Genomic DNA, 26,432 nt, shown 5'->3' on the forward strand with positions numbered 1-26,432 from the left:
ATTATTTATTTTGATTTACAATTACTTTTGAAGCTGCTTCAGTCGCTAATTCGCGTGCAATGTCAGTTGTTTCAGCACGTGCAGTTGAGACCCCCATACGGCGACGTTTAAAACCTTCAGGTTTGCCAAAAAGACGTAAATCGACATTAGGGTTTTGCATAGCAAGATTTAAGCCAGAAAATGACAAATTCGTATCATCAACACCTGCATAGATCACAGCGCTTGCAGCCACACTGTGACGTTGCGTATTCACTGGAAGACCTAAAATCGCACGAGCATGAAGTTCAAATTCACTTTGATATTGAGATGCAAGTGTCACTAATCCAGTGTCATGTGGACGTGGAGAAACTTCACTGAACCAAACTTGATCACCTTTAACGAATAATTCCACTCCAAAAATACCGCAACCGCCTAGCGCTACTGTGACTTTATTGGCAATACGTTTTGCTTCATCAAGGGCAGCTGTGCTCATAGGTTGAGGTTGCCAGCTTTCTACATAGTCACCTGCATCTTGACGGTGTCCAATAGGGTCGCAGAAGTGCGTTTCGATGTCTCCTGTTTCAGGATTTTTTGCGCGTACTGTGAGTAATGTAATTTCGAAATCAAAATCAATTTGCGATTCTACGATGACAGTGCCTTGATTGACACGACCACCTGTTTGAGCATATTCCCAAGCCGCGTCGACTTCATCAAAAGATTTTACGCGTGACTGTCCTTTACCCGATGATGACATCACAGGTTTTACAAAATTTGGATAGCCAATATCATCACATGCTGCACGGAATGATTCCAAACTATTGGCAAAACGATAAGCCGAGGTTGGTAGCCCTAGTTCCTCAGCTGCGAGGCGACGAATTCCTTCACGATTCATGGTGAGATTCACGGCTTTCGCAGAGGGAATAACTACGGCAGTTTTAGCATCTTCGATTTCCACTAAGACTTCAGTGGCAATGGCTTCAATCTCAGGAACAATTAAATGAGGTTGAACTTGTTCAATCAGTTTTTTTAATTCTTTTGGGTCCGCCATATTCAAAGTATAGGAATGATGAGCAACTTGCATGGCAGGTGCATTGTCATAGCGATCTGCTGCATGTACTTCTACACCTAATCGTTGTAATGATATTACCACCTCTTTACCCAACTCACCTGAACCCAATAATAGAACTTTAAACGCCGAAGATTGAAGTGGAGTACCGAGTGTAATAAGCATTTGATTCATCCGTGCTTGATATTATGGACTTTTAGCATATCAGAACTAAAACCTCTTGAGCGCGATGAATACAAGAAAAAGCAAGAAATTATTTTGATATCGTTTAATTTTTTTATTGATAAAAATGCATAAGCCTTATCCGAGGATCAGGCTTATAAATTTAGAATCTGAATGAATATTACGCAAGAAATGTTTAAAGTGGGAAATAGGTATACACCAAACCGTATGTGAGTGCGGCCGTGAGTGTTGCAGGTACAATCTGTTTAAATTTGAAATACAAACCCGAGAGCACAATAAAACCAATTAACATGGCAACGCTCTTATTGGGTGTTTCTAAGAGCGGTGGTAAAGTCGCGACCACGAGCATTGAACTGATCGCAGCAATACCGATTGATCCAAGGGCGATTTTGAGCCAAAGTGCACCGCGTTTCTGGCGACCTTGTTGCAGTTTTTGAATCACAAAAAAAGGACCAAAGCGTGAGGCGAAATTCGCGATACCGACTAGAATACCGACACAAATAATTTCTAGATTCATGATTGTTCACCTGTGTGCAAAGGATCATGTTGCTTCAGTACATAATGTTTAAACAAACCAGCCAAAATACCAGAGCTTATGCCAATGAATATCGCTGCAGATAAATCGATAAAGTAACACGCAATAGCAGAAACAATAATGGTGATGGTCACGACAAAGGTATGTTTTTTCTCAAATGCAGCCAATAAAAAGCTCAAGAAAAGTGCAGGTAATAGAAAGTCGAGCGCTGCTTGCAAAAATTGGGGGAGATGACTGACTTGATCTGCAAATAAGCCCCCGAGAAAAGATCCAAGTGCCCAAGACAACCAGCTAAACAGACTCAGACCTAACATCCAAGATTCAGACCATTCTTGACGGCGTTGCGAAAGTTTAATCATGCCTGATGCAAAGACTTCGTCGGTCAAGCCCCATGACCAAATTGCAGTTTTTTTCAGATTGAGTTTATCTTGAATTAAGTTTTGTAAAGCAGGGCCATATAACAAATGTCGAATATCAAGCGCTATTACTGTTAAGGCTGTCATCCAGATAGAAGTGCCACTGCCGAGTAAGGCAACCACCAAAAATTGACTGGCACCGGCATACATCGAACAGGATAAAAATAATGCTTCCCACGCTGTAAAACCAAATTGAGTTGCAGATACACCAAACGCGAATGAAACAGGCAAATAGGTGAAAATGATGGCTTGACTATCTTTGGCACCTTGCCAAAAACTTGCCGGTGTCATGTGTGGGGAGCTTGATTGGGTCACGATAAACCTAATTGGAGATTGGAACAAAAGGTATAAAACGAGATTGAGTATTCTACCCGAATTTACTAGCATAGTGCCGAATAGTTTATTAGAGCGATGTCATGTTTGCGATTCAATCTCCCTTTAAATTAGCTGCATTGACTACATTCCTCATCTTCACTTTGTCCGGTTGTGGTGGTCAGGCAGAAACTGCCGATGAAAAGGTTGAAATTAAAGAAGCACCGAAGTTGACCAATGATGCAACTGAATATGCAAATCATGCTTGGCAATTGATTAATCAGGTTGATCCTATTCTGTATCAAGCCAATAAAGCGCTTATACCATCACAAGTACGCGAGCCTGTGCGTCAATTGGTGTTGGATTGGCGTATTAATGTCAAAATGACCGATTCAGTGACTGAAGGGAAATATGCGCTTTGTCGTAAAGCGCTAACAACCATAGATGCTTGGGCACGTGCAATCGTGGAAAATGAGGGGCAGCTCGCACAGCGTCAAGCCAATTATGAACGCGATAAAGCGCAGTGCAAAACTGCAATTGAGCAACCAGAATTAGGAAACACCAAGGCGTATACAAAATTATTTTAAGTGACCCTAGCCACCCCAATACAATGATTAATCCAGATTTTACTGAAGCATATCATCTTTAGTCGGTTAAGTTTGATCGGCTAAAGCTTTAAGTTGATTGAGATTAATCACCTCAATTTTTTTAAATGCAATTTTAATTGCGCCAATTTTTTCTAAATGTTGTAGTTCTTGATTAATGGTCTGTCTTGAGCAGACCAACATTTGTGCCAATTGTTCTTGAGATAGGTTGATGGTGTTTTTTTTAATTTCTTTGAGATTACCGTATCCATTTAAGATAAAGATTAATCTCTGGGCTAAGCGTTGAATAAGGGGTTGTGTTTGAATAGCGACCAACTCCATGAAAGCATAACGGAGTTTATGACTGACCAATTGAGCCAGATAAAACCAAAATTTTGGATATTGTTCTAAAATTAGATCAAGTCCGACACGACTTATTTTGAGGATTTTGGATTTTTTACTGGTAATCGCATGATGAGAGCGTGGCTGTTGATCAATCAACGAAATTTCACCAAACCACATAATGGGATCTGCGATAACTGTCACCGCCTCACGACCTTCTACGTCAATATGTGCTAAACGAACAGCACCATCAATTACGGCATAAATGCCATCAAATTGATCAGCTTTAGAAAATATCAGTTGTTCTTTGCCATATTCAATGAGCTGTGCATGTTCGAGCATCAGCTGTTGTAATTCATGATCAAACTGGCTAAACCACCAATTATTTTTTAAAAGATAAACGTATTGATTTGAAAGCAAAATTATCCCTTTTATGCTGTTTATTTGTCGTCTAGTCGACAACTTATTGGTTTACATTTATATATAGTGAAGGAAATAGTCAGAAAAAGGAATGATAACATGACTCGTTTAGAGAGCTTGCTTGGACAATATGCAGCTTATCACCTAGATCGTAAAAACGTATTTTCACATTTTATTGGAATTCCCTTGATTGTATTTTCGATCTTGTGTTTTGCAGCCAAAGCGCAATTTACAGTTGCAGGATATCCCATTGATCTTGCAATGTTATTGATCGTCGCATCGGTGATTTATTACTTGAGTTTGGATCTCATTTTGGGGGTAGTAATGGCAGTGCTATTTGCTTTAATTTATCAGCCAGCCACACAAGTAGCAGCTTTAGCGACATCCTCTTGGGTATTGGTAAGTGCTGGATTTTTTATTGCGGGATGGATTATTCAATTTATTGGGCACTATTATGAAAAGAAAAAACCAGCTTTTGTAGATGATCTTGTTGGACTCGCGATAGGTCCTTTATTTGTCGTAGCAGAATTTATATTTCTTGTTGGTTTACGTAAGAAACTGGAAGAGAAAGTATTGGTTCGAGCTAAACAATTACGCTATGACATGGACCATAAACACGTAAATCACTCGAGTACTTCAACTCAAAATCCATGATCTCAATCTTTTAAATAATCTTTGCAAAAAAAAACAGCCTTTCGGCTGTTTTTTTAATGACTTAAACGTTGAAACGGAAATGTAAAACATCACCATCTTGAACGACATAAGTTTTACCTTCAAGACGCCATTTTCCAGCTTCTTTAGCGCCAGCTTCGCCGTTGTATTGAACAAAATCGTCATAGGCAATGCATTCTGCACGAATAAAGCCTTTCTCAAAATCAGTGTGAATCACACCAGCAGCTTGAGGAGCGGTCGCACCGATTTTTACAGTCCAAGCACGAACTTCTTGAACGCCTGCAGTGAAATAAGTTTGTAGGCCAAGTAAGCCATAACCTGCACGAATAACCACGTTAAGACCTGGTTCTTCCATGCCCATCGCTTCTAAAAATTCAGCACGCTCATCATCTTCAAGCAAAGAGATTTCAGCTTCGATTTGGTTGCAAAGCGGAACTACAATAGCATTCTCTTCTGCCGCTAATTTTTTTACAGCATCAAGGTGCGGATTGTTTTCAAAACCATCTTCAGCAACGTTAGCAATATACATTGTTGGTTTAAGGGTTAATAAACCAAAGCCACGAACTAATTTGCGCTCGTCGTCATCAAGATCAGCTGCGCGAGCAGGGCGACCTTCATCAAGTAATGGCTGAATTTTTTCTAGTACAGCTTTTGTTGCAACAGCTTCTTTATCACCACCTTTCGCAGACTTTGCTAAACGTGTAACCGCTTTTGATACTGTTTCTAAATCTGCTAAAGCAAGCTCAGTGTTAATAGTTGCAATGTCATCAAGTGGGTCAATTTTGCCGTTCACGTGAATAACATTTTCGTCTTCAAAACAACGTACTACGTGTGCAATTGCATCAGTTTCACGAATGTTGGCTAAGAATTGGTTCCCTAAACCTTCACCTTTAGAAGCACCAGCAACTAAACCTGCGATGTCTACAAATTCCATTGTGGTTGGAATAACACGTTGAGGTTTAACAATAGCAGTTAATTTATCTAAACGTGGATCTGGAACAGGAACGATGCCGGTGTTTGGTTCAATGGTACAGAATGGGAAGTTTTCTGCAGCAATAGCAGCTTTCGTCAATGCATTGAAAAGTGTAGATTTACCAACGTTCGGCAAGCCGACAATACCGCAATTAAAACCCATGAAAAGACTCACACAGTGTTATTTAAAAATTGTCGGTGATTTTACATCAAAGCCATGACAAAGTCAGGTCATGGCTTGGATGTTTCTCGAAAAGACAGATGAGACTCAATTGAATAGTGTGAATTAGATTTTACGTTTGTCCAAACTATGTGCCAATTGATCACCCAAAGCTTGAATCAGCATGACCAATACGACTAATACGATGATCACCGCCAACATAATTTGCATATCGAAGCGTTGGTAGCCATATCGGTAGGCGATGTCACCTAAACCACCCGCACCAATAGCACCCGCAATCGCAGAGGAATTGATCATGGTTACAAGCGTGACAGTAAAACCTGCAACAATACCAGGCAGTGCTTCTGGTAAAAGCACATGCCAAATAATTTGTTTGCGATTACAGCCCATGGCTTGTGCAGCTTCTATGAGTCCATGATCAACTTCTCGTAGACTGACTTCCGCAATACGTGCGAAAAAAGGTGTAGCCGCTATAGTTAAAGGTACAACCGCAGCCCATACCCCATAACTGGTCCCTACAATCAGTCGAGTGAAGGGAATGAGTGCCACCATTAAAATTAAGAAGGGAATAGAGCGCGTAATATTTACCACCCAACCCAAGGCATGATTGATTTTTTTTGATGGATAAATCCCATTTTCTGAGGTATTGACGAGGATTACAGCCATAGGCAATCCAATAAGAAGCGCTAAAAATGCAGAAATACCGACCATTAACAAAGTATCAATGGGACCCGTAATTAAAAGATCAATGAGCTGGTTGTGCATAGCCAAGCACCTCGATTTGTGATGTTTTATGGTGGAATTGCTGATGGAGTGAATGCACATCAACATCTAATTGAGGAATACCTACGATGAGTGAGCCAACCAAATGATGTTGAATGGTGTCTACATGGCTTTGATATAAATGCACAGGCAGTGCAATTTTAGAAAGTACATCATTTAAGTTGGGAGGATTTTTCAAATCAGTTGCATAGCTGATTTTCAAAATAGTATGCGTTAAATGTGCTGCTCGCTCTTGATGTAACTGGAATGGAAAATCAAGCTGTTCCAAATTGAGGAGTTCTTGTGTGATTTTTTGCTGGGGACGAGAGAAGACTGACCAAACTTGCCCTGATTCAACGATTTCACCTTGATCAATAACCACCACTTGATCACAAATTTCACGAATCACCTGCATTTCATGTGTAATGAGAACGATGGTGAGTCCTAATTTTTGATTAATTTCTTTCAATAAAGATAGAACAACAGATGTGCTTTCTGGATCAAGTGCCGATGTTGCCTCATCGCACAATAGTATTTCAGGTTTACTGACCAATGCGCGGGCAATCCCAACTCGTTGTTTTTGCCCACCCGATAATTGTGATGGATAGTGATGATGCTTTTCAGCTAAACCGACTAGATTTAAAACCTCATCCACACGAGTTTGAATCTCAGCAGCAGGCACTTTTGCGATTTTCAATGGAAGCGCGACATTTTCCCAAACTGTTTTGGCAGATAGTAAATTAAAATGTTGAAAAATCATGCCAATACGCTGGCGTAGGGCGATTAACTCATTGTGATTAAGCTGCCCTAGATCATGTTGATGTATATGAATACTACCATCAGAAATAGTTTCTAACCCATTTAAGGTGCGAATCAATGAAGATTTGCCCGCACCGCTTTTGCCGATAATGCCGAAAATTTTTCCTTCGGGAATATCCAAATTAATATTCTTGAGTGCGTGAACTTGTTTTCCTTGTACATCGTAATACTTATTTAAATGACGAATCGTAATGTGGGGTACTGCAAATTCAATGTGTGAACCAAAACTCACCATGATCATTCTCCTTATTTCCAGCCTTCAAACCACAAACCTTGTCCAAAGTCTTTGTCTAGAATCTGACGGACTTTTGCAGAGTTTTGGAAGGTATCAACCACAGTTTTTAATTTTTCATCCTGATCTTGATAATCCCGACGCGTTACAAACAAAATCGCAAATTTTTTATTGATCGGATCTAATAACAGTGCAGACGTAGGATCAGCAACTTTTGCCATTTTCAAATAATGAGGAAAACCCATAATTAAGTCAGCTTCATTGTAAGCATGCGCGGTTTGCGGGCCTTCAACTTGAATAATCTTGAGTCTTTTAGGATTACTGATAATGTCTCGGGTGCTGGTGAGTTCATTATTAATATCTTTAACTTGAATTAAGCCTGCACGAGCCAGCAAATTTAAACCACGTGCCATGTTAACTGGATCATTTGGTACGACTACTTTTGCTTGATCAGGTATTTCTTGTAGGGATTGATATTTTTTTGAATAAAGTCCGACATGACTTCCTGAACCTTTCGCAAAAGGCACAAGGTCATAGCCTGTTTCACGCACTGCATTCGCTAGAAAAACACTTTGTTGAAAGAAATTAGCGTCAATATCACCATTTTGTACAGCGACATTGGGTGCTTGCCAGTCTGAAAACTCAATCAATTCGAGATGGATTCCTTGTGCTTTTACATCCTCAGCGACACTTTGCAGTAATTCAGCATAGGGTGGGCTAATACCGATTTTAATCACTTTATCATTTGAGTTTTGACTGACATAACGATATCCCACTAAGGCCGCCAGTACTGCGACGATGACGACTGCAATTTGGATGAATTTAGATGATTGTGTTGAAGTAGACATGAACGCTCCTTATTTCCAGCCTTTGAACCATAGTTTTTCACCAATATCTTCATTCAATGCTTGTTTAACTTTGTCTGAGCTTTGATAGATTTGGATAAATTTTTTCAGTTGAGCTGCTTTTTCAGGCTGAGTTTGTTCAAAGTCATCGCGAACAACAAATAAGATGGCATAAAGCGTGTTATTAATTTCATCCAAAATTAAGGCATCATTTGGATCAATCGTTTGTGCTAAGCGTAGGTACATTGGATAGCTAAATACGAGGTCTGCATCATCTACGGCACGCGCAGTTTGCGGACCTTCGACTTCAATAAAGTTCAATTTTTTCGGATTGGTTTGAATGTCTTTTAAGTTGGATAAGTGGTTGTTGGAATCCTTAAGTTGTATTAATCCAGCGTGTTGTAAGAGGAGTAGGGCGCGACCCTGATTCACAGGATCATTTGGGAGTACAACTCGAGCGCCATTTTCAACTTCACTCATCGCTTTATATTTTTTTGAATATAAACCGACATGTGTGCCTGAGCCGATGCCCAAGGGTTTGAGCTTAAAGTTGGTTTCTTTTAACGCATTATTCAAGAAAGGTTGATGCTGAAAATAATTTGCATCAATATCCCCGTGATTTAGGGTGATGTTGGGTGTATTCCAATCTGAAAATTCTACCAAACGTACATGAATGCCTTGAGCCTTTGCTTCTTCAATTGCGGCTTGAAGTGGTTTTGCAAAAGGTGGGCTAATACCAATGACAATTTCTTGTTGATCATTTTTTTTCAAAAAGGACCATGCAAACGCTGCAATCACAATAATGCCGATTGCAACGCCGATCCATTTAAGTCGAGAAGACTGAGCTTGTGCCATAGAAAGACCCCTAAAGATTAAAAACTTAAGCTGAATGTTGGTGTACAGGATTTAAATTTGATTGTTGTATATCTTGTTTTGAGCTTGGACATCGGAAATGATGTGCAGGATGTGAATGTGGTAAATGATCTCCCGCATTGAATAGCTTGTGCCTTAAGCTACCCTCAGCATAGGCGGTCTTATAGCGACCACGTTGTTGCAGTTCAGGAATAACATAACGAATAAAATCTTGATGTGACTCTGGAGCGACTGTACGGGCAAGGTTAAAACCATCTAATCCAGAAATATCAATGAATTCGATTAGCTGTTGAGCAACTGTTGCTCCACTGCCAACAAATAAGGGATAACGTCCACCGAGTACATGCTGAGCTTTTAAATCTGCCAAAGTGACTTTGTTTTCCTTAAAGTGCTCATTTACAGAAACGATGCTATTGGTTTTTTTATATGGAATAGCATCCTCATCTTTTAGATGACCTAAGTCTGTTCCGATTGAGCTTGAGAAATGCGCAATGCCAGCTTCAGGACTTGCATATTGAATATAGTCCTGTAGTTTTTCTTGCGCTTGTTGATCTGTTTCAGCAGTGACGACAGTGATGCCTGCAAATAATTTAATTGCTGTACCATCACGACCTTGTGAATGGGCTAATTGGCGAATCTTTTGTGTTTGCGACGCAATTTTTTCAGCGGTATCTCCACCAATAAACATGGCTTCTGCATGCCGAGTGGCAAACTGTAGTCCTTTAGGTGATGCTCCCGCTTGATATAGCACAGGTGTACGTTGTACTGAAGGCGAGACTTGGAAGACGCCGTGACTGTTATAGAACCGACCTTGATGGTGGATCGCATGCACTTTACTCGGATCGGTAAAAATGCGATTTAGCTTATCTTGGATGACAGCATCATTTTCCCAAGAGCCTTCCCAAAATTTGTAGCAGAGTTCTAAAAACTCTTCAGCTTGTTCATAACGTAAATCATGATCTTTCAGTCCTTGCTGACCGACTAAACGTGCTGCACTATCCAAATAGCCTGTGACGATATTCCATCCCAAACGTCCTTGGGTCAGGTGATCCAGACTCGCGAAGCGACGAGCAAATTGATAAGGAGATTCATAACTTAAGTTCACTGTAATACCGAAACCCAAATGCTGTGTGACGGCTGCCATTGCAGACACTAGTGTGCTTGGATCATGGCTCGGCAGTTGAATCGATTCTTTTAAGGTAAGATCAAAGCTATTTTGATAGACATCGTAAACGCCAGTAATATCAGCAATGAATAATCCATCGAAAAGACCTTTCTCTAAAGTTTGAGCGAGTTCTGTCCAATAACTTAATTCATTAAAGCGGTATGATTGATCACGTGGATGTGTCCAAAGTCCATGATTGATATGACCCACACAATTCATATCAAATGCATTGAACAGGATCTGTTTTTGAGGATTCGATTGAATTTTTGTCATTACAGCGTACCTCGTCTTGGAGGGAATACGCCGTTTAAAACATAATTGGCAATAAAAAAATATTTCCAACGCGCTGGATCATGCAAGGTATGAACGCGTGCATTTCTCCAGTATCGATCAAGATTATCTTTTCGTTGACTTCCACGGCTACCAGCCAGTTCAATCAGTTTTGACGAGACTTTTAGTGCAGTTTCGGTACTGTGTGCACGTGCTTTAGCCACTTGAATAGAAGCATGTGCAACTGAGTGTTCTGAAAGGGCGACTTTGGCGTCTTGAACCGCTTGCGCTGCTTGTTTAAGTAGTAATTCAGTGGCCTTGACGTCTGTTGCAATTCGACCAATTTCGTACAGTGTCAAAGGGTCTTGAGTGGCATATTCAACTTTTGCATCTATCCAAGGGCGTGCTTGACGAACGCGTATTAATGTTTCTTCAAAAGCAGCTCGAGCAATGCCTGTTTCAATTGAGGCATGAATAATTTGTGCAAATGGACCTGAAATGGTGGCAGTTGAATAAGCCAAATCAAAAGGGACTATATCCTCTGGGTCAATCTGTACATTTTCAAATTTAACAGTCCCACTGCCTGTGGTACGTTGACCAAATCCACTCCAGTCATCTAATAGGCTTAAGCCTTCGCTATCATATGGAACAAAGACTAGAAACTGGCGCTCTTGTTCATCACTAGCAAGGGTTTGAATACGGTGAGCGAATAGACTGCCAGTGCAATAAAATTTTTCTCCATTGAGGACATAACCATTTTCGACTTGTCTTAAAGAGGTATGGCGTTGTGCTGCATTTTTAGTTTTAAACTCAGCCAAGGCATTTCCAAAGCGAGCACCTTGTAAAACTTCAGTAAATAAACGTTTTTTTTGAGCCTCAGACCCAGTATTCCTCAAAATTTCAAGTGCATAGAAATGATTTTGTGGAATTTGGCCGATAGAGCCATCAACACCACTCATTAATGCGATGATTTTTGTCAGTGTATGAATAGAAACATCGGCACCGCCATATTGTTGAGGTACTGTAATGGCCCATAAGCCAGATTGACTGTAGGCTTCGATTTCTTCATGAGGAAGTTCACGATTTAAATCTCGCTCAGATGCACGGTGCTTAAAATTTTCTGAAAGTTCGCGTGCGACTTTTAATGCTTCTTCATCAGAGCGAATAATATGCGCTGGTCTATAACTGCCTGATTCTTGGATCTCTAAAGCTTGTAAAGATGACATGATGACTCCTTAAATCCAGGCATGACGTGCAGGAAAAGTATGGTTTAAGTAATACGAACCCAGCGCATGAAGTTTCCAGCGAATGGGATCATGAAGGGTATGTACACGTGCATTTCGCCAGTGTTGATCAAAATTATGAACATTGAGGCTGGCACGACTTCCTCCGAGCTCAATCAACTTCTCTGAGATATGTAGTGCAGCATCATTGGCATAGACTTTAGCTTCAGCAACTTTGATCGAAGCTTCAGCAATCTGTTCATCAGAGAGTTGTTCAACCACACTGAGTGAATCTAAATAATCAGCTGCTTCATCAAGCAAAAGAATGGCGGCATCTAACAAAACATTAGCTTTGCCAGCTTCTTGTAAGGTGAAATGCTCATCACTGGCACGTTCAACTTGTGCATCCACAATTGGGCGTGCTTTACGGATCGCAAACAACATGTCCTCAAACGCTGCTTCAGCAATACCGACATCGATTGCAACTTGCATCAGCTGTGAAAACGCGCCTCTAAAATTAGGGACGTCCAATAATTTTCTTTCATCAAAAATCAGTAATGGATCAACTTGAACATGCTCTAAAATCACTGTGCCACTTGAAGTGGTACGTTGACCAAATCCATCCCAGTCATTGATCACTTCGACACCAGTGGATTCACGGTTCACTAAAACTAAAACCACGTGACCTTCAGGGTGTATTGCTTTGATGGCTAACCAATGTGCAAATGAACTGCCTGTAGAATAGAATTTTTTTCCTGAAACTCGATATTTCCCATCCTCCAAAACAAGGCGTGTGTCTAAAGTCTTGGTATCTTTGGTATGTCGTTCTGGCCCCCCATTGGCAAGACGCTTACCTTTTAAAATTTCGTTGAAAATAAATTGCTTTTGTTCATCGCTTCCCATGATATTGATCATATTGAGCAATGCAATTTGATTTTGTGGAATTTGCCCTAAACTTGAATCCGCTTTATTTAGAATACGAAATACTTGGGCGAGGGTACGATGAGAGACTTCAGCACCGCCATAGACGTGGGGGATGCGCAAGCCTCCTAAACCTTTTTGGCTGAATAGTTCAATTTCTGCAAATGGTAAAGCTCGTTGTTGGTCACGGTGATTGCGACCTTCGAGCGCATAATCAGCAACATGATAGGCTGCATGAATGGCGTCTTGATCATTTTCAATAACATGAACATTTTCAGTAATTAAACGAGACATAGATCAATTCCTCTTTGAGGAGATATACGCTACGCCCATAGAATATTTTTTTTAAATGCTGGTTTTTGTGGAACTATTCAAAAAAAATGCTTAAGACAAATATAGATATCGATTGAAAAATATTAGAAAACTTAAATTATTGATTGATAATGAATTTTAATAAATCATAGTGCTCTAAACACGATGGATTCATTTAGACTTTGCAATAAAAAAGATAAAGATTTGCTAAACATTTATAATTTAACGGATTCATATTTCCAAAAATAACAATTTAAGTTGCAATTGATGCATTATCACATTGTGTTTTGGCATAGGGTTGCATAAAGTAAGCAAAACAATAAATCCTATGATTGATCAAGACTTCGGAGATTTTATGCGCATCCTTTACCAGTTTCCTTTATCTCACTTTTGTGAAAAAGCTCGCTGGTTACTTGATCATAAGGAATTGGATTATGTTGCTCAAAATATGATTCCGGGCGTACATCGTGCATTCGCAAAATTAAAAACAGGTCAAAACTCTCTGCCGATATTACGTGATAAAGAAAAGTGGATTGCAGATTCAACCCAAATTGCCCTGTATTTGGATGATGTTTATCCAGAACATTCATTGCTCAGATCAGATTTAAAGTTAAGAAAAAAAGCACTTGAAATTAATGACCTGAGTAATCAGTTGGGTGTATCAGTGAGGCGCTGGGGGCTTGCTCAAGCTTTATCTGAAAGCGATGAGCCGCTAGAAATCATGATCGGTGAAAAAGGATATCTGAGAAAATTTCAAAAGATCAGTAAGCCACTTATTAAAACTTTAGTTTCAACTAGCTACCAACTTGATGATGAACAAGTTGCGCTTGCTAAAGAAAATATGCATGAAATTATTTTGCAGTTAAACGATCAATTGATTCAGAATCAAGCTCGATATATGGTGGGAGATCGTTTGGGTTTGGCAGATATCGCCGTTTGTTCAATGCTTGCTCCACTACTTGAGATCTCTGGTACACCTTGGGAAAGAGAATATCATCAGCCAGTTTCATCTGAATTTGAGGACTATCAAAATCAATTGCTTGATTTACCGATAGGGCAATATGTCAAACGTATTTATGCCAATGAACGAAATGCGCGGGTAGATTGGCGCGGGATATAACAGAGCATATTTTCTGTTATATTGTCTGATTAGTTAATTTATTTTCATTTGAATCGATATTTTTGAAAAAATAACGCATAATCATTTTATGCCATGAAAATATTGAGAAGAAGATGGAATTAGATCGTTACGATAAACAAATTTTAGAAATTCTTACGCATGAAGATTTGAATCTGAACGAGCTTTCGGAGCGTATTAACCTGTCTGTAAGTTCAGTGCACCGTCGTATTAAACATCTCATTGAAACCAATATCATGACGAATTTAAAGCGTGATATTAACTATCAAAAATTGGGGTTTAATTTACATGTGTTGTTACAAGTATCATTGAGTAAGCATGACTCAGATACTTTTGCAAAATTTTTAGATGAACTTAAAAGTATTCCTGAAGTGATCAATGCTTTTTTAGTCACAGGGCAATCTGCTGATTTTATTATAGAAGTTGTTGCTCGTGATATGGAAAATTATAGCCAGATTTTGTTACAGCGCATTGGTAAAATTGATCATGTTGTGGCATTGCATTCAAGCTTTGTCATTAAAGAATATGATGTATTTAACTGTCATGGTTTATTGAGTAAAGCATAATTCAAGCAATTACAAAATAAAGACGACCATCAGTTATAAAAAAACGCACCTGAAGGTGCGTTTTTCTAATTCTGAATATAGATTAAGCATCCAATTGTGCTAAAACTTCTTCAGAGAATTCAACGTTGGTATATACGTTTTGAACATCATCTAAATCTTCAAGCATATCAATCATTTTCATGATTTTTTTCGCTTGATCGATATCTGTGATTTCTGCTTTAGTTGAAGGGTTCATCACCACTTCTGCATTGTCAGATTTTAAACCTGCAGCCGCTAAAGCATCTTGCACTGTACCAAAAGACTCTGGTGTGGTGATCACAAGAATTTCATCTTCTGTCACTTCAATGTCTTCTGCACCAGCTTCCAACGCAACGTCCATAATTTGGTCTTCTAAAGAAACATCTTCAAAAGTAATTTCACCACGTTTAGTGAAAAGGAAAGCAACAGAGCCGTTAGTACCTAAGTTACCATCTGTTTTAGAGAAGCAGTGACGAACATCTGGTACTGTACGGTTTAAGTTATCAGTCATTGTCTCAACAATAACGGCTACACCACCAACACCATAACCTTCGTATGTGACTTCTTTTAAATCATCATTGTCTTCACCACCAGCACCACGCTGAATGGCACGGTTGATGACATCACGAGTCATGTTAACGGACAATGCTTTTTCAACAACTGCACGAAGACGTGGGTTGCTTGCTGCATCTGGACCACCGAGTTTTGCAGCTGTAACAATTTCACGAATATATTTTGTGAAAACTTTACCACGACTAGCATCTTGTTTAGCTTTACGATGCTTAATATTGGCCCACTTGGAATGACCCGCCATGCGAAATATGCTCCTTGTAGATTGGCCTTATGCCTAATCAAATCTGCGAAATTCTACCATAAGGGCTTTTTTTTAATAAAGACCCTTATTTTAGCAATTGTTCAAGATCAGGCTTTATTCTTAGGTTCAGGAATAATAATGTCTAAACCTGTATGTTCCTTATAAAGTTCCTGAATCAACTTCAAATCATGATCCAACTCTGATGGCATGATTTTGCCAAAAATTCCGCCTTGTTTGGTTTTTTGGTTTACAAACAAGAAAACGATAGGAACGTTTGCGGCTTTTGCGATATGCCAAAAACCGGTGCGGATCGGTTTACGTTGTTCACCATTTTTCGCACGAGTCGCTTCAGGCGCAATCACGAGATTAAATTTGTCATTGGAGTTGAAGAGTTCAACCATTTGAGCCACGATATCTTTATTTGAGTGACGGTCAACTGGAATACCGCCAACCCCTTCTAAAATTGGCTTAAAAGGTCCTTTGAATAGTTCTTTTTTAATTAGTGTGTGAATCGGGATATCATGGATTTGAAACAGTGCGATTGAGAGTACAGCATCCATCATCGTGGTATGTTCAAAACCGATAATGACTTGTTTATCACCAAGCACATTCGGTTCAACATGATATTTGACACCAGCAAGTTTAAATGCCATTTCGGCAATGTGTTTTTTCATGATTCACAGAGATATTTGAATTTTATATGGCAGAGTTTCTTACTTCATTTTAAAAAATTCAATCCCTTTAGTGATAAATTATAGAAAAATGGACTACTAAATTTAGATTTTCTCTGCAAACTTTACATCCTCTACGCTTACCGAAAATTCATAATTTTTCACATATTTGTGACTGAAATTCTATAGATGATCAAGATCGTACGTGATTTGTAAACTGCGATGAATAAATTTTGGTCAAGCTGAAGATAAAAAAATGAAAAACCTTGTTTTTGAATTTGATATTGGCTAGTATTCTGATTCGAAAATACTTGAGAAATCAGTATTCATAGGGCCTATAGCTCAGTTGGTTAGAGCAGCGGACTCATAATCCGTTGGTCGACAGTTCAAGTCTGTCTGGGCCCACCAAATTTTATACTTATATAGCTTTATATAAGATCCAAACCCTTAATTCTAAAAGAGTTAAGGGTTTTTTATTGCTTTGTTTAACGTCATATAACTTCATATGGGAACACGCTCTGTGTATCCTTGTTTGTATCCTAAATGGCTTTGTTGCACAAAGATTTGAAAGGCAAAGTGCCCCTAATTGAGCTAAATTTAAGGCGTAACTTGGGTAAGTGGTCAACCTAATTCCGTAAATCTGTTGAGGACTGCTACACGTGCATGAACCTCATTGACTTGGCTATCAAAGCTCCTTGCACTGAGTTTATCTCCTAATAATTTGATGCAGTGCATTTTAGTCTCAACCAAACTTCGGCGATGATAGCCTGACCATTTTTTCCATAGTGTCCTACCTAAACGTTTAACTGTTTGAAGTAATTCATTTCGCTCTAGTGAGCTTCTCTTTTTATCTTTCCATGGTTTCGCATTTTTTCTAGGTGGAATCACCACATGCGCTTGCCGATCTGCAATGGTCTGAGGGCATTGCTTGGTGTCATAAGCTCCATCGGTATAAACAGAGTCAATCTGCTCATCTTGTGGAATCTGATCAAGTAAATCACCTAGTACCTGTGAATCACTGATATTATTGGTTGTGAGCTGAATAGTACGTATTTGAAGAGTTTCAGCATCTATAGCAATATGTAGCTTACGCCATTGGCGACGATATCTAAGTCCATGTTTCTTGCGTTTCCATTCGCCCTCACCTAGAAACTTCAAGCCTGTAGAGTCCATGAGTAGATGCAGCCCATAGCTACTTTTTTGGTAGCTGATTGCAATATCAATATACTTTTGTCTTCTACAAAGCGTACTGTAATCTGGCGCTGTCCAATTTAATCCGCAAAGTTTAATCAGACTTTGCACAAAGCCAGTGACCATACGTAAAGACAGACGAAATAAGGATTTAATCATTAAGCAGCATTGGATGGCTGCGTCGGAGTAGGTTTGATTTCGTCCTTGTTTGCCTTTTGATAGAGCATACCATTGCGTAGTAGGATCAAACCAAATGGCAATATTTCCGCGATTAATGAGTGCTCGGTTATATGCGGACCAATTGGTTGTGCGGTAGATTTTGTGTGTAGGCTTCTTCATTTGAAAATTATATGGCTGAAGAAGCCCTTAAGAATAGCTTTCTGCAACAAAGCCGTGGGGTAACAAGAATCATGGTTGACACATCATTTAACAAATATGGTATTGGACAAGTTGATGGAACTTCATTTGTTATGACTAGAAGAGAAGCAGATGAAATTATAAGAGCAGCAGAAAACGATCCTGTAAAAATTGCTAATGCATTAGGCATACCACAAAGTCAACTTAAAAATGGTAGTTTAGTAAGGATTGATATATCTAATCCAAGATCTGCAGGTTTAAGAGTACCATCTGGTAATGAGGCTGGTGCAAATAGTCAGTGGATTCCTGAGGGTAAATTACCTAATGGTAGTTTAGAGGCTGTTATTGATGCAACAAAGGTCAAGAAAGACATGTTAAAGGTCAGAAAAATAGGAAATTAAAATGAAATTTAATTTTAGAGATATATATGTATCAAAAGAATTAAAATTTAGTGTTGGGATTGAAGAAGGAATGAAACAATATTATGTATCTTTTCTAGTTCCGATTCATAATAGGCAAAGTGATTATGAAATATATTATTGGTTACCAGCAAGCTATTTAGAATATATTTACTCTGAACCCGAAAAAATTTATCCATTTATTTTAGAGTGCGACAAAGGGCTACATAAAGAAATGGAAATTGATTTAACTTAAAAAACTAGAGCTCTTTCATTAATCAAAAATCGATCTACTTTTTTGCTTATTATTTATACCGAAGAATTTTCAAGATTAATGCATAATTTGCAGATGAAATACATCGATTCAAAGAAGCTTTCGAGCAAAATACCAATGATTATAAGCGTGAGATGGAACAGAAAGGCTTAACGCTTGCTGTAAACGTGCCAATCGTGCAACAAGTTGAATCTGTTTTAGATTCATCAAATCAAGTGGGTCAAAGTAAAAATGATCGTGTTAATGCAATGGCAGCAGCCAATGCAGGCTTCGATACCTACAAAGCAGTACAGTCCATAGGCAAATTAAAAGATGTTCTTACTGGCTCTGCTACTTTGAACCAATCGGTAGAGGTTGGGGTGAGTCTAACGTGTGGTGAACAAAAGAGTGTAGAAACAAGCCATACACAAAGTAAGACAGCTGCTCAAAGTTATGGGTTACATCTAATTTAATAAATTCTGTTAATCTTTGAATAAGTGCATGAATTCTATTCATTTGGATTTAGACAATGATTGCAGTCTAAAAAAATCGGTCAATCAAGACACATGCTTAATTTTTTTCAACACTTAGAACTTCAAAAATTCTGTATTTTAGTCGAGTATTTAACCTCAACCAAAAGCCAACAGATAACGCATAATATAGCGGGCTTTCCAGCCTTTGTAGCCATTGCCGATCGTGTCCAATCGGATCACGATATGGCACCCCTTGAAGCAAGTCAGGATTATCCAAAATCAATCGATAAAGTTTTGCATTTTTCAGGGAAAGGTCGTGATATTAAGGATTTTGAGTTATTTCTTCATCAGGCTAGTTCAGCTCAGAATAGAAATTTACTTTTGATCACTGGTGATAAGCTTAAAGAGCATAGTTATGGGGATGATCAATTTGAACGTACCCGATATCTAGAATCGATTAATGCAGTGATGTCCGCAAAGAATTATGGTGGCTTTAATATAGGTGTTGCATTTAATCCCTTTAAATATACTGAGGCTGAGCATTATGCTCAATATTTAAAATTACATAAAAAAGTTAAAGCCGGCGCAGATTTTATTATTACCCAATTAGGGTATGACATGGATGCCTTAAAAGAGATAAAGTCTTTTCTAAAACATTACCATTACAAACAAAAAATACTGGCTTGCGTTATGCCACTGAGCTTGGCACGGGCCAATTTTATAGTGAAAAATAATGTCGCTGGTATTGTGATTACACCTTATATGTTGAGAGTGTTGGCTCAGGAAAAACAGAATGGATTGGCTGAAAATGCGTATAAGCGGTGTGCCATACAAATATTGATGTGTAAGCTTTTAGGTTTTAATGGTGTTCATCTTTCAGCATGTGAAAAGTCAGAAGAACAGAAGATTCTTCAAAATTATATTGAGCAATATCAACATGATGATTTAGAGGAACTAGAAGCACGGTGGAAATCTCTTTGGCAGATTAAGACTGGAAATGAGTTTGTTCCAGAATTGACTTATGATGCACGTCAACCGACATTAGGTCAGCTGATTAAATATCATCATTTGCATGTCATGCATAAAGCCCTTTTTGAGTCCAAAATCTCTAAAGGTGTAGGTAGGTTTATTTTTAAATCGTCCTTTTGGGATAATGAGCTAGCATCAAAAACTTTGTTAAAAACCGAATTTACGTCTAAACATATGGTTGTGGGCTGTGAAAATTGTGGTCAATGTAGATTGGCTGATACTTTATATATTTGCCCTGAAACATGTCCTAAAGGACTTGCAAATGGTCCTTGCGGTGGCACCACATTAGATCGATGTGAGTTTGGAGATCGTGAATGCATTCACTCTGTAAAAGCCCGATTAGCCAAAGCTGTAGGGCAAACTGACGTTTTAAAAGATAGCCTGATTGCAACCGTGCCCGTTGAAGTCCGTGGAAGTAGTTCTTGGAAAAATTGGTTTTTGGGAAAAGTTTAAGTGTGTTCAATTTCTTGTATGGGTTGATTTATAGTATTGAAATGCAATTATTAATTAACGTTATATAGGGGCTTAAATTAAATTATCCTATAAATCTAAAAGCCAAAATTTAATCTATTTTCCTATATATCAATATTTACTGATTCTTAAATTCTCATGATGACTCTATAATTTATTTATTACATAGATGTAAAACGAGAATTAAGGATGAGCATAACGCCCATTAAGTCAGGCACTGGCAATTTAGCTAATGTGATTTATCAACAAATAAAGGATGATATTTTTAGCTTTAAGCTCAAACCTGGACAACGTTTTACTGAAACGGACCTTTCTGAAAAGTATGAGGTCAGCCGTACCCCAACACGGCAAGCACTGTATCGTCTTGAACAGGAAGGCTATGTGAATGTGCATTTCCGCAGTGGTTGGGAAATTAAGCCTTTAGATTTTACCTTTTATCAGGAGCTCTTTGATTTACGTATGATCTTGGAAAAAGAGGCTGTTAAACGTTTATGCGTAATGGATCATGAGCAATCTGAAGAATTACAGAATTTAAAGCGATTATGGCTTGTAGACGAACAGGACTATAACCAGAACACCAAAGCATTGGTGCTGCAAAGTGAAGATTTTCATTGTGCCTTGGTTAGAGCTGCCGGAAATCGTCAAATCGCCAAGATTCATCATGAAATCAGTGAAAAAATCCGAATTGTGCTCAGTCTAGGCGCCATGCGTGAATTCGATATCCAGCATGCTTATCAAGATCATGCTGCAATACTTAGATGTATTTTAGCTCGTGATGCTGATGGGGCGATCCATTTAGCAGAACATCATGTCTTACATAGTATTGAGGACGTGAAGAAAATTACTCTTAAAATATTTTCGACTGTTTAGGATAAATTATTAAAAAAATGCCAATTTTAAAAAATTGGCATTTTTTTTGCCTCTAATTCATATCTTGTATACAAGAATGTACACAAAACTAATCCAGCGATGCCAGAACAACATTTGCTTAGTTTTAGTGCATAGATTTAATGAATAGTGCACCAATTTGAATTCAATATTTGTAAACGCATCAATATTGTGCGTATAAATGAGGATAGTTTTTTTGAGATCTCGTGTAACTTTATTAATAGGTTTAACTGGCATCAATCAAGGGGTGTTTGCAACAGATCAGGTCAAAACCCTAGATACGATTTATCTCAGCACAGCTTTAGCCTCAGAATCTACACAGCACGCTCAAGCGCTTACCAAATTTCAGCATGATCTATTGGATATCCCGTTTAATAAAAGCCATTTGTCGCAAGACGTTATCCAGCAGCAAGATATTCAGCGCATGGATCAAGCCCTCAGCATCGTGAGTGGGGTATTGCATCAAAATAATTATGGTGGGGGCTTTTGGGATAACTATTCATTCCGAGGATTCCAAGGCAATCCCAATATGGGGGTGGATGCCATTCGTAATGGGCTGAGTGTCAATCGTGGCATTTCTGCACCTAAAGATATGGTCAATATTGAATCACTGGATTTTTTAAAAGGTCCCAGTGCCGCACTGTATGGACGTGGTGAGGTCGGTGGGGCATTGAATGTCACCACAAAAAAACCACAATGGACGTCTGAAACAACGCTTAATCTTCGTGGGACAACACAAGATGAATATCGTTTAAGTCTTGAACAGACCGCGCCAATCAGCGATGCGTTGGCGTATCGAATAGCCGCTGCAATGGAAGATAACCAGTCTTTCCGTGATCATGTCAGTAGCCAACGTTTATTTGTCGCGCCACAATTCTCATGGAAATTATCTGAAAATACCCAAGTGGATTTAGATACTGAATTTACCCAGCATCTAGGCACATTTGACCGTGGTATCACGGCTGTCAACAACCAGTTATTGATGGATCCAAAGACCTTTACGGGTGAGCCTTCTGATGGTGATATGCGCGTCAAAGACAATCTCTATCAAGTACGATTAAAGCATCAGCTCAAAGACGCATGGCAGATGAATGCTGCGATCAGTTATAAAGATGCGCAAATGGTCGGCTATTCAACAGAACCACGCAAATTACAGACCGACCTTGAAACATTAGAGCGTCAGCGTCGTCATCGTGATTATCAGACCGAGGATATGCTGCTCCAAAGTGAATTACTTGGTCAACTGCAACTTGGTCATGTTCAGCATGAATTGGTACTCGGTGCAGAAACAGGGCGTTTGGACTTTATGCAACGTCAATTGCGTCTTAATCACTCGGCTGCTCAGCCCAATTGGATCAACATTTACAATCCCACTTATGGGCAATTTAGCTCTGAACTGCCTTTACATACCGATTCCGATGAACGTCAGCAGTACATGGCTGTGAATGTACAAGATCAGGTCTTTTTTAATGACCAATGGAATGTGTTATTCGGAGGTCGATTCGATCGTGTCGAACAGCGCTTCATCAACCATCGCACGCAGTTCAAGGATCAGAGTACAGCACAAAAGTTTAGCCCACGCATAGGCCTTAATTACCGTCCTACACCAGCACTGTCTGTATATAGCAATTATGGTGAAGCATTTTCCATGAATAATGGCATGGGTCGTACAGGGGAGACGTTTGCACCTGAAACAGCGAAAAGCTATGAAATCGGCGCGAAATACCAATGGCAAGATCACAGTATGCTTAGCATCGCCTTGTTTGATATGAGCAAAAAAAATGTCCTGATGACGGATGCCATTGATCCAAACTATGAAGCTGCGGTTGGTGAAGTGAAAAGCAAAGGGCTCGAAATTGACTTCAACCATCGTATCAATGACCAGATGATGGTGTCAGCAGGCTACGCCTATATGGATGCCAAAGTCAGCAAAGATGATGTGTTACCTGCAGGCTCAGCACTGAGCAACGTACCCAAACATAGTGCACATGTCATGGCAAGTTATGACCTTTGGCAAAATACGCAACATGCAGCAGGTCTAAATTTCAACCTCAATTATGTCGGGCAACGCAGTGGAGACAGCCCAACCAATACGGCTAATGGTTTCAGCTTACCTGCCTATACCGTATTGAACCTTGGGGCTTATTACCAAGCAAATCCAAATTTACGCTATCAACTGAATATTCATAATCTGTTAAACGAGGAATATTATCTATCCAGTTATAGCCATGTATGGATTCAACCCGGTGAGCCGATCAAAGCAGCGTTATCGGTACAGTGGCAATACTAATGCAAAGATTTATTGTCCTTTTACTGAGCTGTGTACTGTTGGGTTGTACGGCAACAGAGCAACCGATATCAGCAAAAATACAAAGCCCAACATCGCACTGTGTGGTTGATAGCTCAGAGACCGAAGTCTGCCTAGCTCAGCCAGCACAGCGTATTGTGTCCTTGTTTGAATCAGGTTTAGACGGGCTATATATGTTGGGGCAGGGTGCAAAGGTCGTGGGGATTCCTGCTGAGGTCTATTTACAGCCTTTGTTATTTAATGCTTATTCCAAAATGGATCCACGTATTGCCAATAAGCAACTCGCTACACCTTCACAAGGCTCAAATGCCACCAGCATTGAAAGCTTAATGCTATTAAAGCCAGATTTGGTGATTTTAGGTAGTGGGCAAACACAAACCATTCAATTGCTTCGACAATTTGGTATTGCAGTCTATGTGATGGAATCAGGCACTTACGATCAGGTGAAAGAAGAGCTGTATGAAATTGCACAGCTTACAGGTGCTGAGCAACGGGCTAAAGAAATTCTGGATTTTTCAGATGTGCTTCTGGCTGAAGTGGCACTCAAAACCTCAAAGCAAAAATATAAGCAATCAATATATTACGCATGGTCAGGTGGACGAATTTATTCAACCTCAGGCCGTAAATCGATTACCAATGATTTTATTGAATTGGCAGGGGCTTACAACGTGGTTAAAACGGAGACCAATCAACCGAATGTCAATCCAGAAACGTTGATTGAGTGGAATCCTGACAATATTGTACTGTGGAATACCGACCCAAACCTGATTTATCAGCGTAAAGAATTGCAAGGTCTAAAAGCAGTACAACAACAGAAAGTGTTTAATCTCAGCCCTGCATTTATCTATAACCCACATACCATCAAAATTCTTGTGACTGCGATTTATCTGCATCATCACATTTACCCTGACACCTCAGACTTAGCAGTTGAAGCCTTGCAACTCAAAATTTTAGAGAAACTCTATGGTCAGAAAATTGCCAAGGAGTTGATGTCATGAATAAGGCAAAATTGAAATACACCTGGTTTTATCCATTGCCGATTCTGCTGATTTGTATGTCGCTGTTGCTAGGACCGAGTCAAACATTAAGCGCAGGGGATTATGCACTGTGGTTTATCCAGTGGATGTTGGGTACAGCGTATTTTGATGCGCAACAATTTAGCTTGATGCAAAATATTGTCTTCAATATTCGCCTACCACGCATCTTATTGACCTTTATGGTCGGGGCTGCTTTGGCAACAGCCGGCAATGGCTTGCAAGCTTTGTTCCGCAATCCCTTAGTGGATTCCTATGTGCTGGGGATTTCATCAGGTGCCGCCTTTGGTGCCGCCCTAGCATTATCTTTGAGTTGGTTATCGCCCAATTTATCGGCGTTTATTTTTGGCGTATGTGCAGTGGCATTAACCTATGTGTTTGCCCAGCAAAAGCATGAAAGCCAAACTTCATTGGTGATGGTGATTTTATCCGGCATGATTGTTTCAGGTCTGTTTTTAGCAGGACTGACCATTATTCAATATTTAAGTGATCCTTTTAAATTACAAGCGATCGTGCAGTGGACCATGGGGAATTTACATCAGGCATCGTGGCAGAAAGTCCAATATGCGGTTGTGCCGATTACGGTGGCTTTAATGGGCTTATACGCCATGCGTTGGCGCTTGAATCTGATGGCATTGGGAGCTGATGAAGCACAAGCTGTGGGGGTGAATCCGAAGTGGGAGCAACTCATACTGATTGTATTGGTGACGCTATGCACCTCCACTTCAGTAGCTGCCGCAGGCATTATCAGTCTATACGGACTATTTATGCCGCATATTGTGCGCATGCTGGTCGGCCCTGACCACCGCTACAGTATTCCTGCCAACATGATTCTAGGCGGTAGTTTTTTACTGCTGATTGATAATTTTTCACGAGTTTTACTGAGCTTTGAAATTCCAATTGGCATTTTCACCATGCTCCTCGGTGCGCCATTTTTCTTATTATTAATCAAAACACAAAGGACGGCTTGGGCATGATTCATATTGAACAGTTGAACTATGCCTATGGGCATAAACACGTGTTAAAAAATATTCAGCTTGAATTTCCAGCCCATCAGTTCTCGGTGATTTTAGGTCGCAATGGTTGTGGCAAATCGACCCTATTTAAACTGATGGCAGGTTTAGAACAGACCACAGATGGGCAAGTACTTTATGCAGGTCGAGCTTTAGAAAACATAAAAGGTAAAGAAAGGGCCGCGCTACTTGGATTTTTACCGCAGTTCCATAAAACGGTTTTCCCATTTTTAGTTAAAGATGTAGTGATTACAGGTCGGGCTGCATTTAGTCGATTTCGTCCATCTAAACAAGATTGGGACATGGTCGATCAGGCTTTAGTTGATCTCGATATCGAGCATTTAAAAGAGCGTCCTTATACCGAGCTATCAGGCGGGGAACGTCAATTGGTGATGATTGCCCGTATTTTAGTGCAAGCACCGAAAGTGATTTTATTAGATGAGCCGACCAATCATTTGGATGTTTATTATCAATCTTATTTGATGAAAAAACTGCGACAATTGTCACGGCAGAATTTTACAGTGATTGCCATTATGCATGATCCGAATTTGGCATTTTTATTTGCCGATCATTTGTTCTTTATGCGTGAACATGAAGTGATTCGTCCTGATTCAAAAGCGCGTCTCACCGATCCGAAATTTTTAAAAAGCGTCTACGATGTCGAGTTTCATGAAGCCATGATTCAAGACAAGACCATTGTTATCCCTGATCATTCTTGGTTGTAAA

General features: G+C 39.5%; 27 protein-coding genes, 1 tRNA gene and 1 pseudogene. 14 read left to right on the forward strand and 15 right to left on the reverse strand.

What is annotated here, in order from left to right; all coding sequences use genetic code 11:
- Position 1: 1 nt before the first annotated feature.
- From purT to AC1M83_RS02060, 3 genes are all read right to left on the reverse strand, one after another.
- The gene (gene purT, locus AC1M83_RS02050) at positions 2-1,219 is read right to left on the reverse strand and encodes a formate-dependent phosphoribosylglycinamide formyltransferase (RefSeq protein ID WP_481587033.1); all 1,218 of its coding nucleotides are present in this window, start codon (positions 1,217-1,219) and stop codon (positions 2-4) included.
- A 184-nt stretch (positions 1,220-1,403) separates the two neighbouring features.
- Positions 1,404-1,745, reverse strand: a complete 342-nt coding sequence (gene ygaH / locus AC1M83_RS02055) for an L-valine transporter subunit YgaH (RefSeq protein ID WP_179998205.1) — start codon at positions 1,743-1,745, stop codon at positions 1,404-1,406.
- Positions 1,742-2,470: an AzlC family ABC transporter permease gene (locus tag AC1M83_RS02060; RefSeq protein WP_481587034.1), complete on the reverse strand. Its 729-nt coding sequence runs from the start codon at positions 2,468-2,470 to the stop codon at positions 1,742-1,744. Before AC1M83_RS02060 ends, ygaH begins: the two co-directional genes overlap by 4 nt.
- 125 nt (positions 2,471-2,595) lie before the next feature.
- Between AC1M83_RS02060 and AC1M83_RS02065 the strand changes: the two genes are divergently transcribed.
- Positions 2,596-3,078, forward strand: a complete 483-nt coding sequence (locus AC1M83_RS02065; RefSeq protein WP_035264529.1) for a hypothetical protein — start codon at positions 2,596-2,598, stop codon at positions 3,076-3,078.
- A gap of 66 nt (positions 3,079-3,144) precedes the next feature.
- On the opposite strand, the gene AC1M83_RS02070 is transcribed toward AC1M83_RS02065, so the two are convergent.
- The gene (locus tag AC1M83_RS02070; RefSeq protein WP_481589864.1) at positions 3,145-3,837 is read right to left on the reverse strand and encodes a Crp/Fnr family transcriptional regulator; all 693 of its coding nucleotides are present in this window, start codon (positions 3,835-3,837) and stop codon (positions 3,145-3,147) included.
- 99 nt (positions 3,838-3,936) lie between these two features.
- Here AC1M83_RS02070 and AC1M83_RS02075 point away from each other — a divergent pair, with 99 nt between their 5' ends.
- Positions 3,937-4,491 carry an Mpo1 family 2-hydroxy fatty acid dioxygenase gene (locus tag AC1M83_RS02075; protein WP_481589865.1) on the forward strand — a complete coding sequence of 185 codons (555 nt, stop codon included), beginning with the start codon at positions 3,937-3,939 and terminating at the stop codon, positions 4,489-4,491.
- Between the two features lie 61 nt (positions 4,492-4,552).
- Here AC1M83_RS02075 and ychF read toward each other — a convergent pair whose 3' ends face one another.
- The 8 genes from ychF to AC1M83_RS02115 all read right to left on the reverse strand — a co-directional run bounded on the left by ychF (position 4,553) and on the right by AC1M83_RS02115 (position 13,066).
- On the reverse strand, positions 4,553-5,644 hold the full coding sequence (gene ychF, locus AC1M83_RS02080; protein ID WP_035264512.1) for a redox-regulated ATPase YchF: 1,092 nt from the start codon (positions 5,642-5,644) through the stop codon (positions 4,553-4,555).
- Between the two features lie 123 nt (positions 5,645-5,767).
- Positions 5,768-6,427 carry a methionine ABC transporter permease gene (locus tag AC1M83_RS02085; RefSeq protein ID WP_481589866.1) on the reverse strand — a complete coding sequence of 220 codons (660 nt, stop codon included), beginning with the start codon at positions 6,425-6,427 and terminating at the stop codon, positions 5,768-5,770.
- The gene (locus tag AC1M83_RS02090) at positions 6,408-7,478 is read right to left on the reverse strand and encodes a methionine ABC transporter ATP-binding protein (RefSeq protein WP_481589867.1); all 1,071 of its coding nucleotides are present in this window, start codon (positions 7,476-7,478) and stop codon (positions 6,408-6,410) included. Before AC1M83_RS02090 ends, AC1M83_RS02085 begins: the two co-directional genes overlap by 20 nt.
- Positions 7,479-7,489: 11 nt before the next feature.
- Positions 7,490-8,323, reverse strand: coding sequence for a MetQ/NlpA family ABC transporter substrate-binding protein (locus tag AC1M83_RS02095; protein WP_481589868.1), 834 nt, complete (start codon positions 8,321-8,323; stop codon positions 7,490-7,492).
- Positions 8,324-8,332: 9 nt separating this feature from the next.
- Complete coding sequence (locus AC1M83_RS02100) at positions 8,333-9,175, reverse strand: MetQ/NlpA family ABC transporter substrate-binding protein (protein ID WP_481589869.1); 843 nt, start codon at positions 9,173-9,175, stop codon at positions 8,333-8,335.
- A gap of 25 nt (positions 9,176-9,200) precedes the next feature.
- A complete protein-coding gene (locus tag AC1M83_RS02105; protein WP_481589870.1) occupies positions 9,201-10,631 on the reverse strand; it encodes an LLM class flavin-dependent oxidoreductase in 1,431 nt (476 codons plus the stop codon).
- On the reverse strand, positions 10,631-11,854 hold the full coding sequence (locus tag AC1M83_RS02110) for an SfnB family sulfur acquisition oxidoreductase (RefSeq protein ID WP_481589871.1): 1,224 nt from the start codon (positions 11,852-11,854) through the stop codon (positions 10,631-10,633). The genes AC1M83_RS02105 and AC1M83_RS02110 overlap by 1 nt, the downstream gene beginning before the upstream one ends.
- A gap of 9 nt (positions 11,855-11,863) precedes the next feature.
- The gene (locus tag AC1M83_RS02115) at positions 11,864-13,066 is read right to left on the reverse strand and encodes an SfnB family sulfur acquisition oxidoreductase (protein ID WP_481589872.1); all 1,203 of its coding nucleotides are present in this window, start codon (positions 13,064-13,066) and stop codon (positions 11,864-11,866) included.
- A gap of 373 nt (positions 13,067-13,439) precedes the next feature.
- On the opposite strand from AC1M83_RS02115, the gene AC1M83_RS02120 reads away from it, so the two are divergent.
- Both AC1M83_RS02120 and AC1M83_RS02125 read left to right on the forward strand, forming a co-directional pair.
- A complete protein-coding gene (locus AC1M83_RS02120) occupies positions 13,440-14,204 on the forward strand; it encodes a glutathione S-transferase family protein (RefSeq protein ID WP_481589873.1) in 765 nt (254 codons plus the stop codon).
- Positions 14,205-14,317: 113 nt separating this feature from the next.
- Positions 14,318-14,788, forward strand: a complete 471-nt coding sequence (locus AC1M83_RS02125; protein ID WP_035264497.1) for an Lrp/AsnC family transcriptional regulator — start codon at positions 14,318-14,320, stop codon at positions 14,786-14,788.
- A gap of 82 nt (positions 14,789-14,870) precedes the next feature.
- On the opposite strand, the gene AC1M83_RS02130 is transcribed toward AC1M83_RS02125, so the two are convergent.
- Together AC1M83_RS02130 and AC1M83_RS02135 are read right to left on the reverse strand one after the other, a co-directional pair.
- A complete protein-coding gene (locus AC1M83_RS02130) occupies positions 14,871-15,620 on the reverse strand; it encodes a YebC/PmpR family DNA-binding transcriptional regulator (protein WP_035264495.1) in 750 nt (249 codons plus the stop codon).
- A gap of 107 nt (positions 15,621-15,727) precedes the next feature.
- Positions 15,728-16,294, reverse strand: a complete 567-nt coding sequence (locus tag AC1M83_RS02135; protein ID WP_171076734.1) for a 1-acyl-sn-glycerol-3-phosphate acyltransferase — start codon at positions 16,292-16,294, stop codon at positions 15,728-15,730.
- A gap of 328 nt (positions 16,295-16,622) precedes the next feature.
- Between AC1M83_RS02135 and AC1M83_RS02140 the strand changes: the two genes are divergently transcribed.
- Positions 16,623-16,699, forward strand: a tRNA-Ile gene (locus tag AC1M83_RS02140).
- Between the two features lie 213 nt (positions 16,700-16,912).
- Here AC1M83_RS02140 and AC1M83_RS02145 read toward each other — a convergent pair.
- The gene (locus AC1M83_RS02145) at positions 16,913-17,821 is read right to left on the reverse strand and encodes an IS5 family transposase (protein WP_481589874.1); all 909 of its coding nucleotides are present in this window, start codon (positions 17,819-17,821) and stop codon (positions 16,913-16,915) included.
- An 11-nt stretch (positions 17,822-17,832) separates the two neighbouring features.
- On the opposite strand from AC1M83_RS02145, the gene AC1M83_RS02150 reads away from it, so the two are divergent.
- From AC1M83_RS02150 to AC1M83_RS02190, 9 genes and pseudogenes are all read left to right on the forward strand, one after another.
- Entirely contained in the window at positions 17,833-18,240 is a 408-nt protein-coding gene (locus AC1M83_RS02150; RefSeq protein WP_092766439.1) for a hypothetical protein, read from the forward strand.
- Between the two features lies 1 nt (position 18,241).
- A complete protein-coding gene (locus tag AC1M83_RS02155) occupies positions 18,242-18,493 on the forward strand; it encodes a hypothetical protein (protein WP_481589875.1) in 252 nt (83 codons plus the stop codon).
- 116 nt (positions 18,494-18,609) lie between these two features.
- Positions 18,610-18,942: pseudogene (locus AC1M83_RS02160) on the forward strand (hypothetical protein); the annotation flags it as partial.
- A 114-nt stretch (positions 18,943-19,056) separates the two neighbouring features.
- Complete coding sequence (locus AC1M83_RS02165; protein WP_481589876.1) at positions 19,057-20,445, forward strand: methylenetetrahydrofolate reductase C-terminal domain-containing protein; 1,389 nt, start codon at positions 19,057-19,059, stop codon at positions 20,443-20,445.
- 207 nt (positions 20,446-20,652) lie between these two features.
- Entirely contained in the window at positions 20,653-21,333 is a 681-nt protein-coding gene (locus AC1M83_RS02170; protein ID WP_481589877.1) for a GntR family transcriptional regulator, read from the forward strand.
- A gap of 214 nt (positions 21,334-21,547) precedes the next feature.
- Positions 21,548-23,641, forward strand: a complete 2,094-nt coding sequence (locus AC1M83_RS02175; RefSeq protein WP_481589878.1) for a TonB-dependent receptor — start codon at positions 21,548-21,550, stop codon at positions 23,639-23,641.
- Positions 23,641-24,657, forward strand: coding sequence for an ABC transporter substrate-binding protein (locus AC1M83_RS02180; RefSeq protein WP_481589879.1), 1,017 nt, complete (start codon positions 23,641-23,643; stop codon positions 24,655-24,657). Before AC1M83_RS02175 ends, AC1M83_RS02180 begins: the two co-directional genes overlap by 1 nt.
- Positions 24,654-25,670, forward strand: coding sequence for a FecCD family ABC transporter permease (locus AC1M83_RS02185; protein ID WP_481589880.1), 1,017 nt, complete (start codon positions 24,654-24,656; stop codon positions 25,668-25,670). Before AC1M83_RS02180 ends, AC1M83_RS02185 begins: the two co-directional genes overlap by 4 nt.
- Positions 25,667-26,431, forward strand: coding sequence for an ABC transporter ATP-binding protein (locus tag AC1M83_RS02190; protein WP_481589881.1), 765 nt, complete (start codon positions 25,667-25,669; stop codon positions 26,429-26,431). The genes AC1M83_RS02185 and AC1M83_RS02190 overlap by 4 nt, the downstream gene beginning before the upstream one ends.
- The last annotated feature ends 1 nt before the right edge of the window (position 26,432 follow it).

The organism is Acinetobacter sp. 25-47-130, from assembly GCF_056779705.1.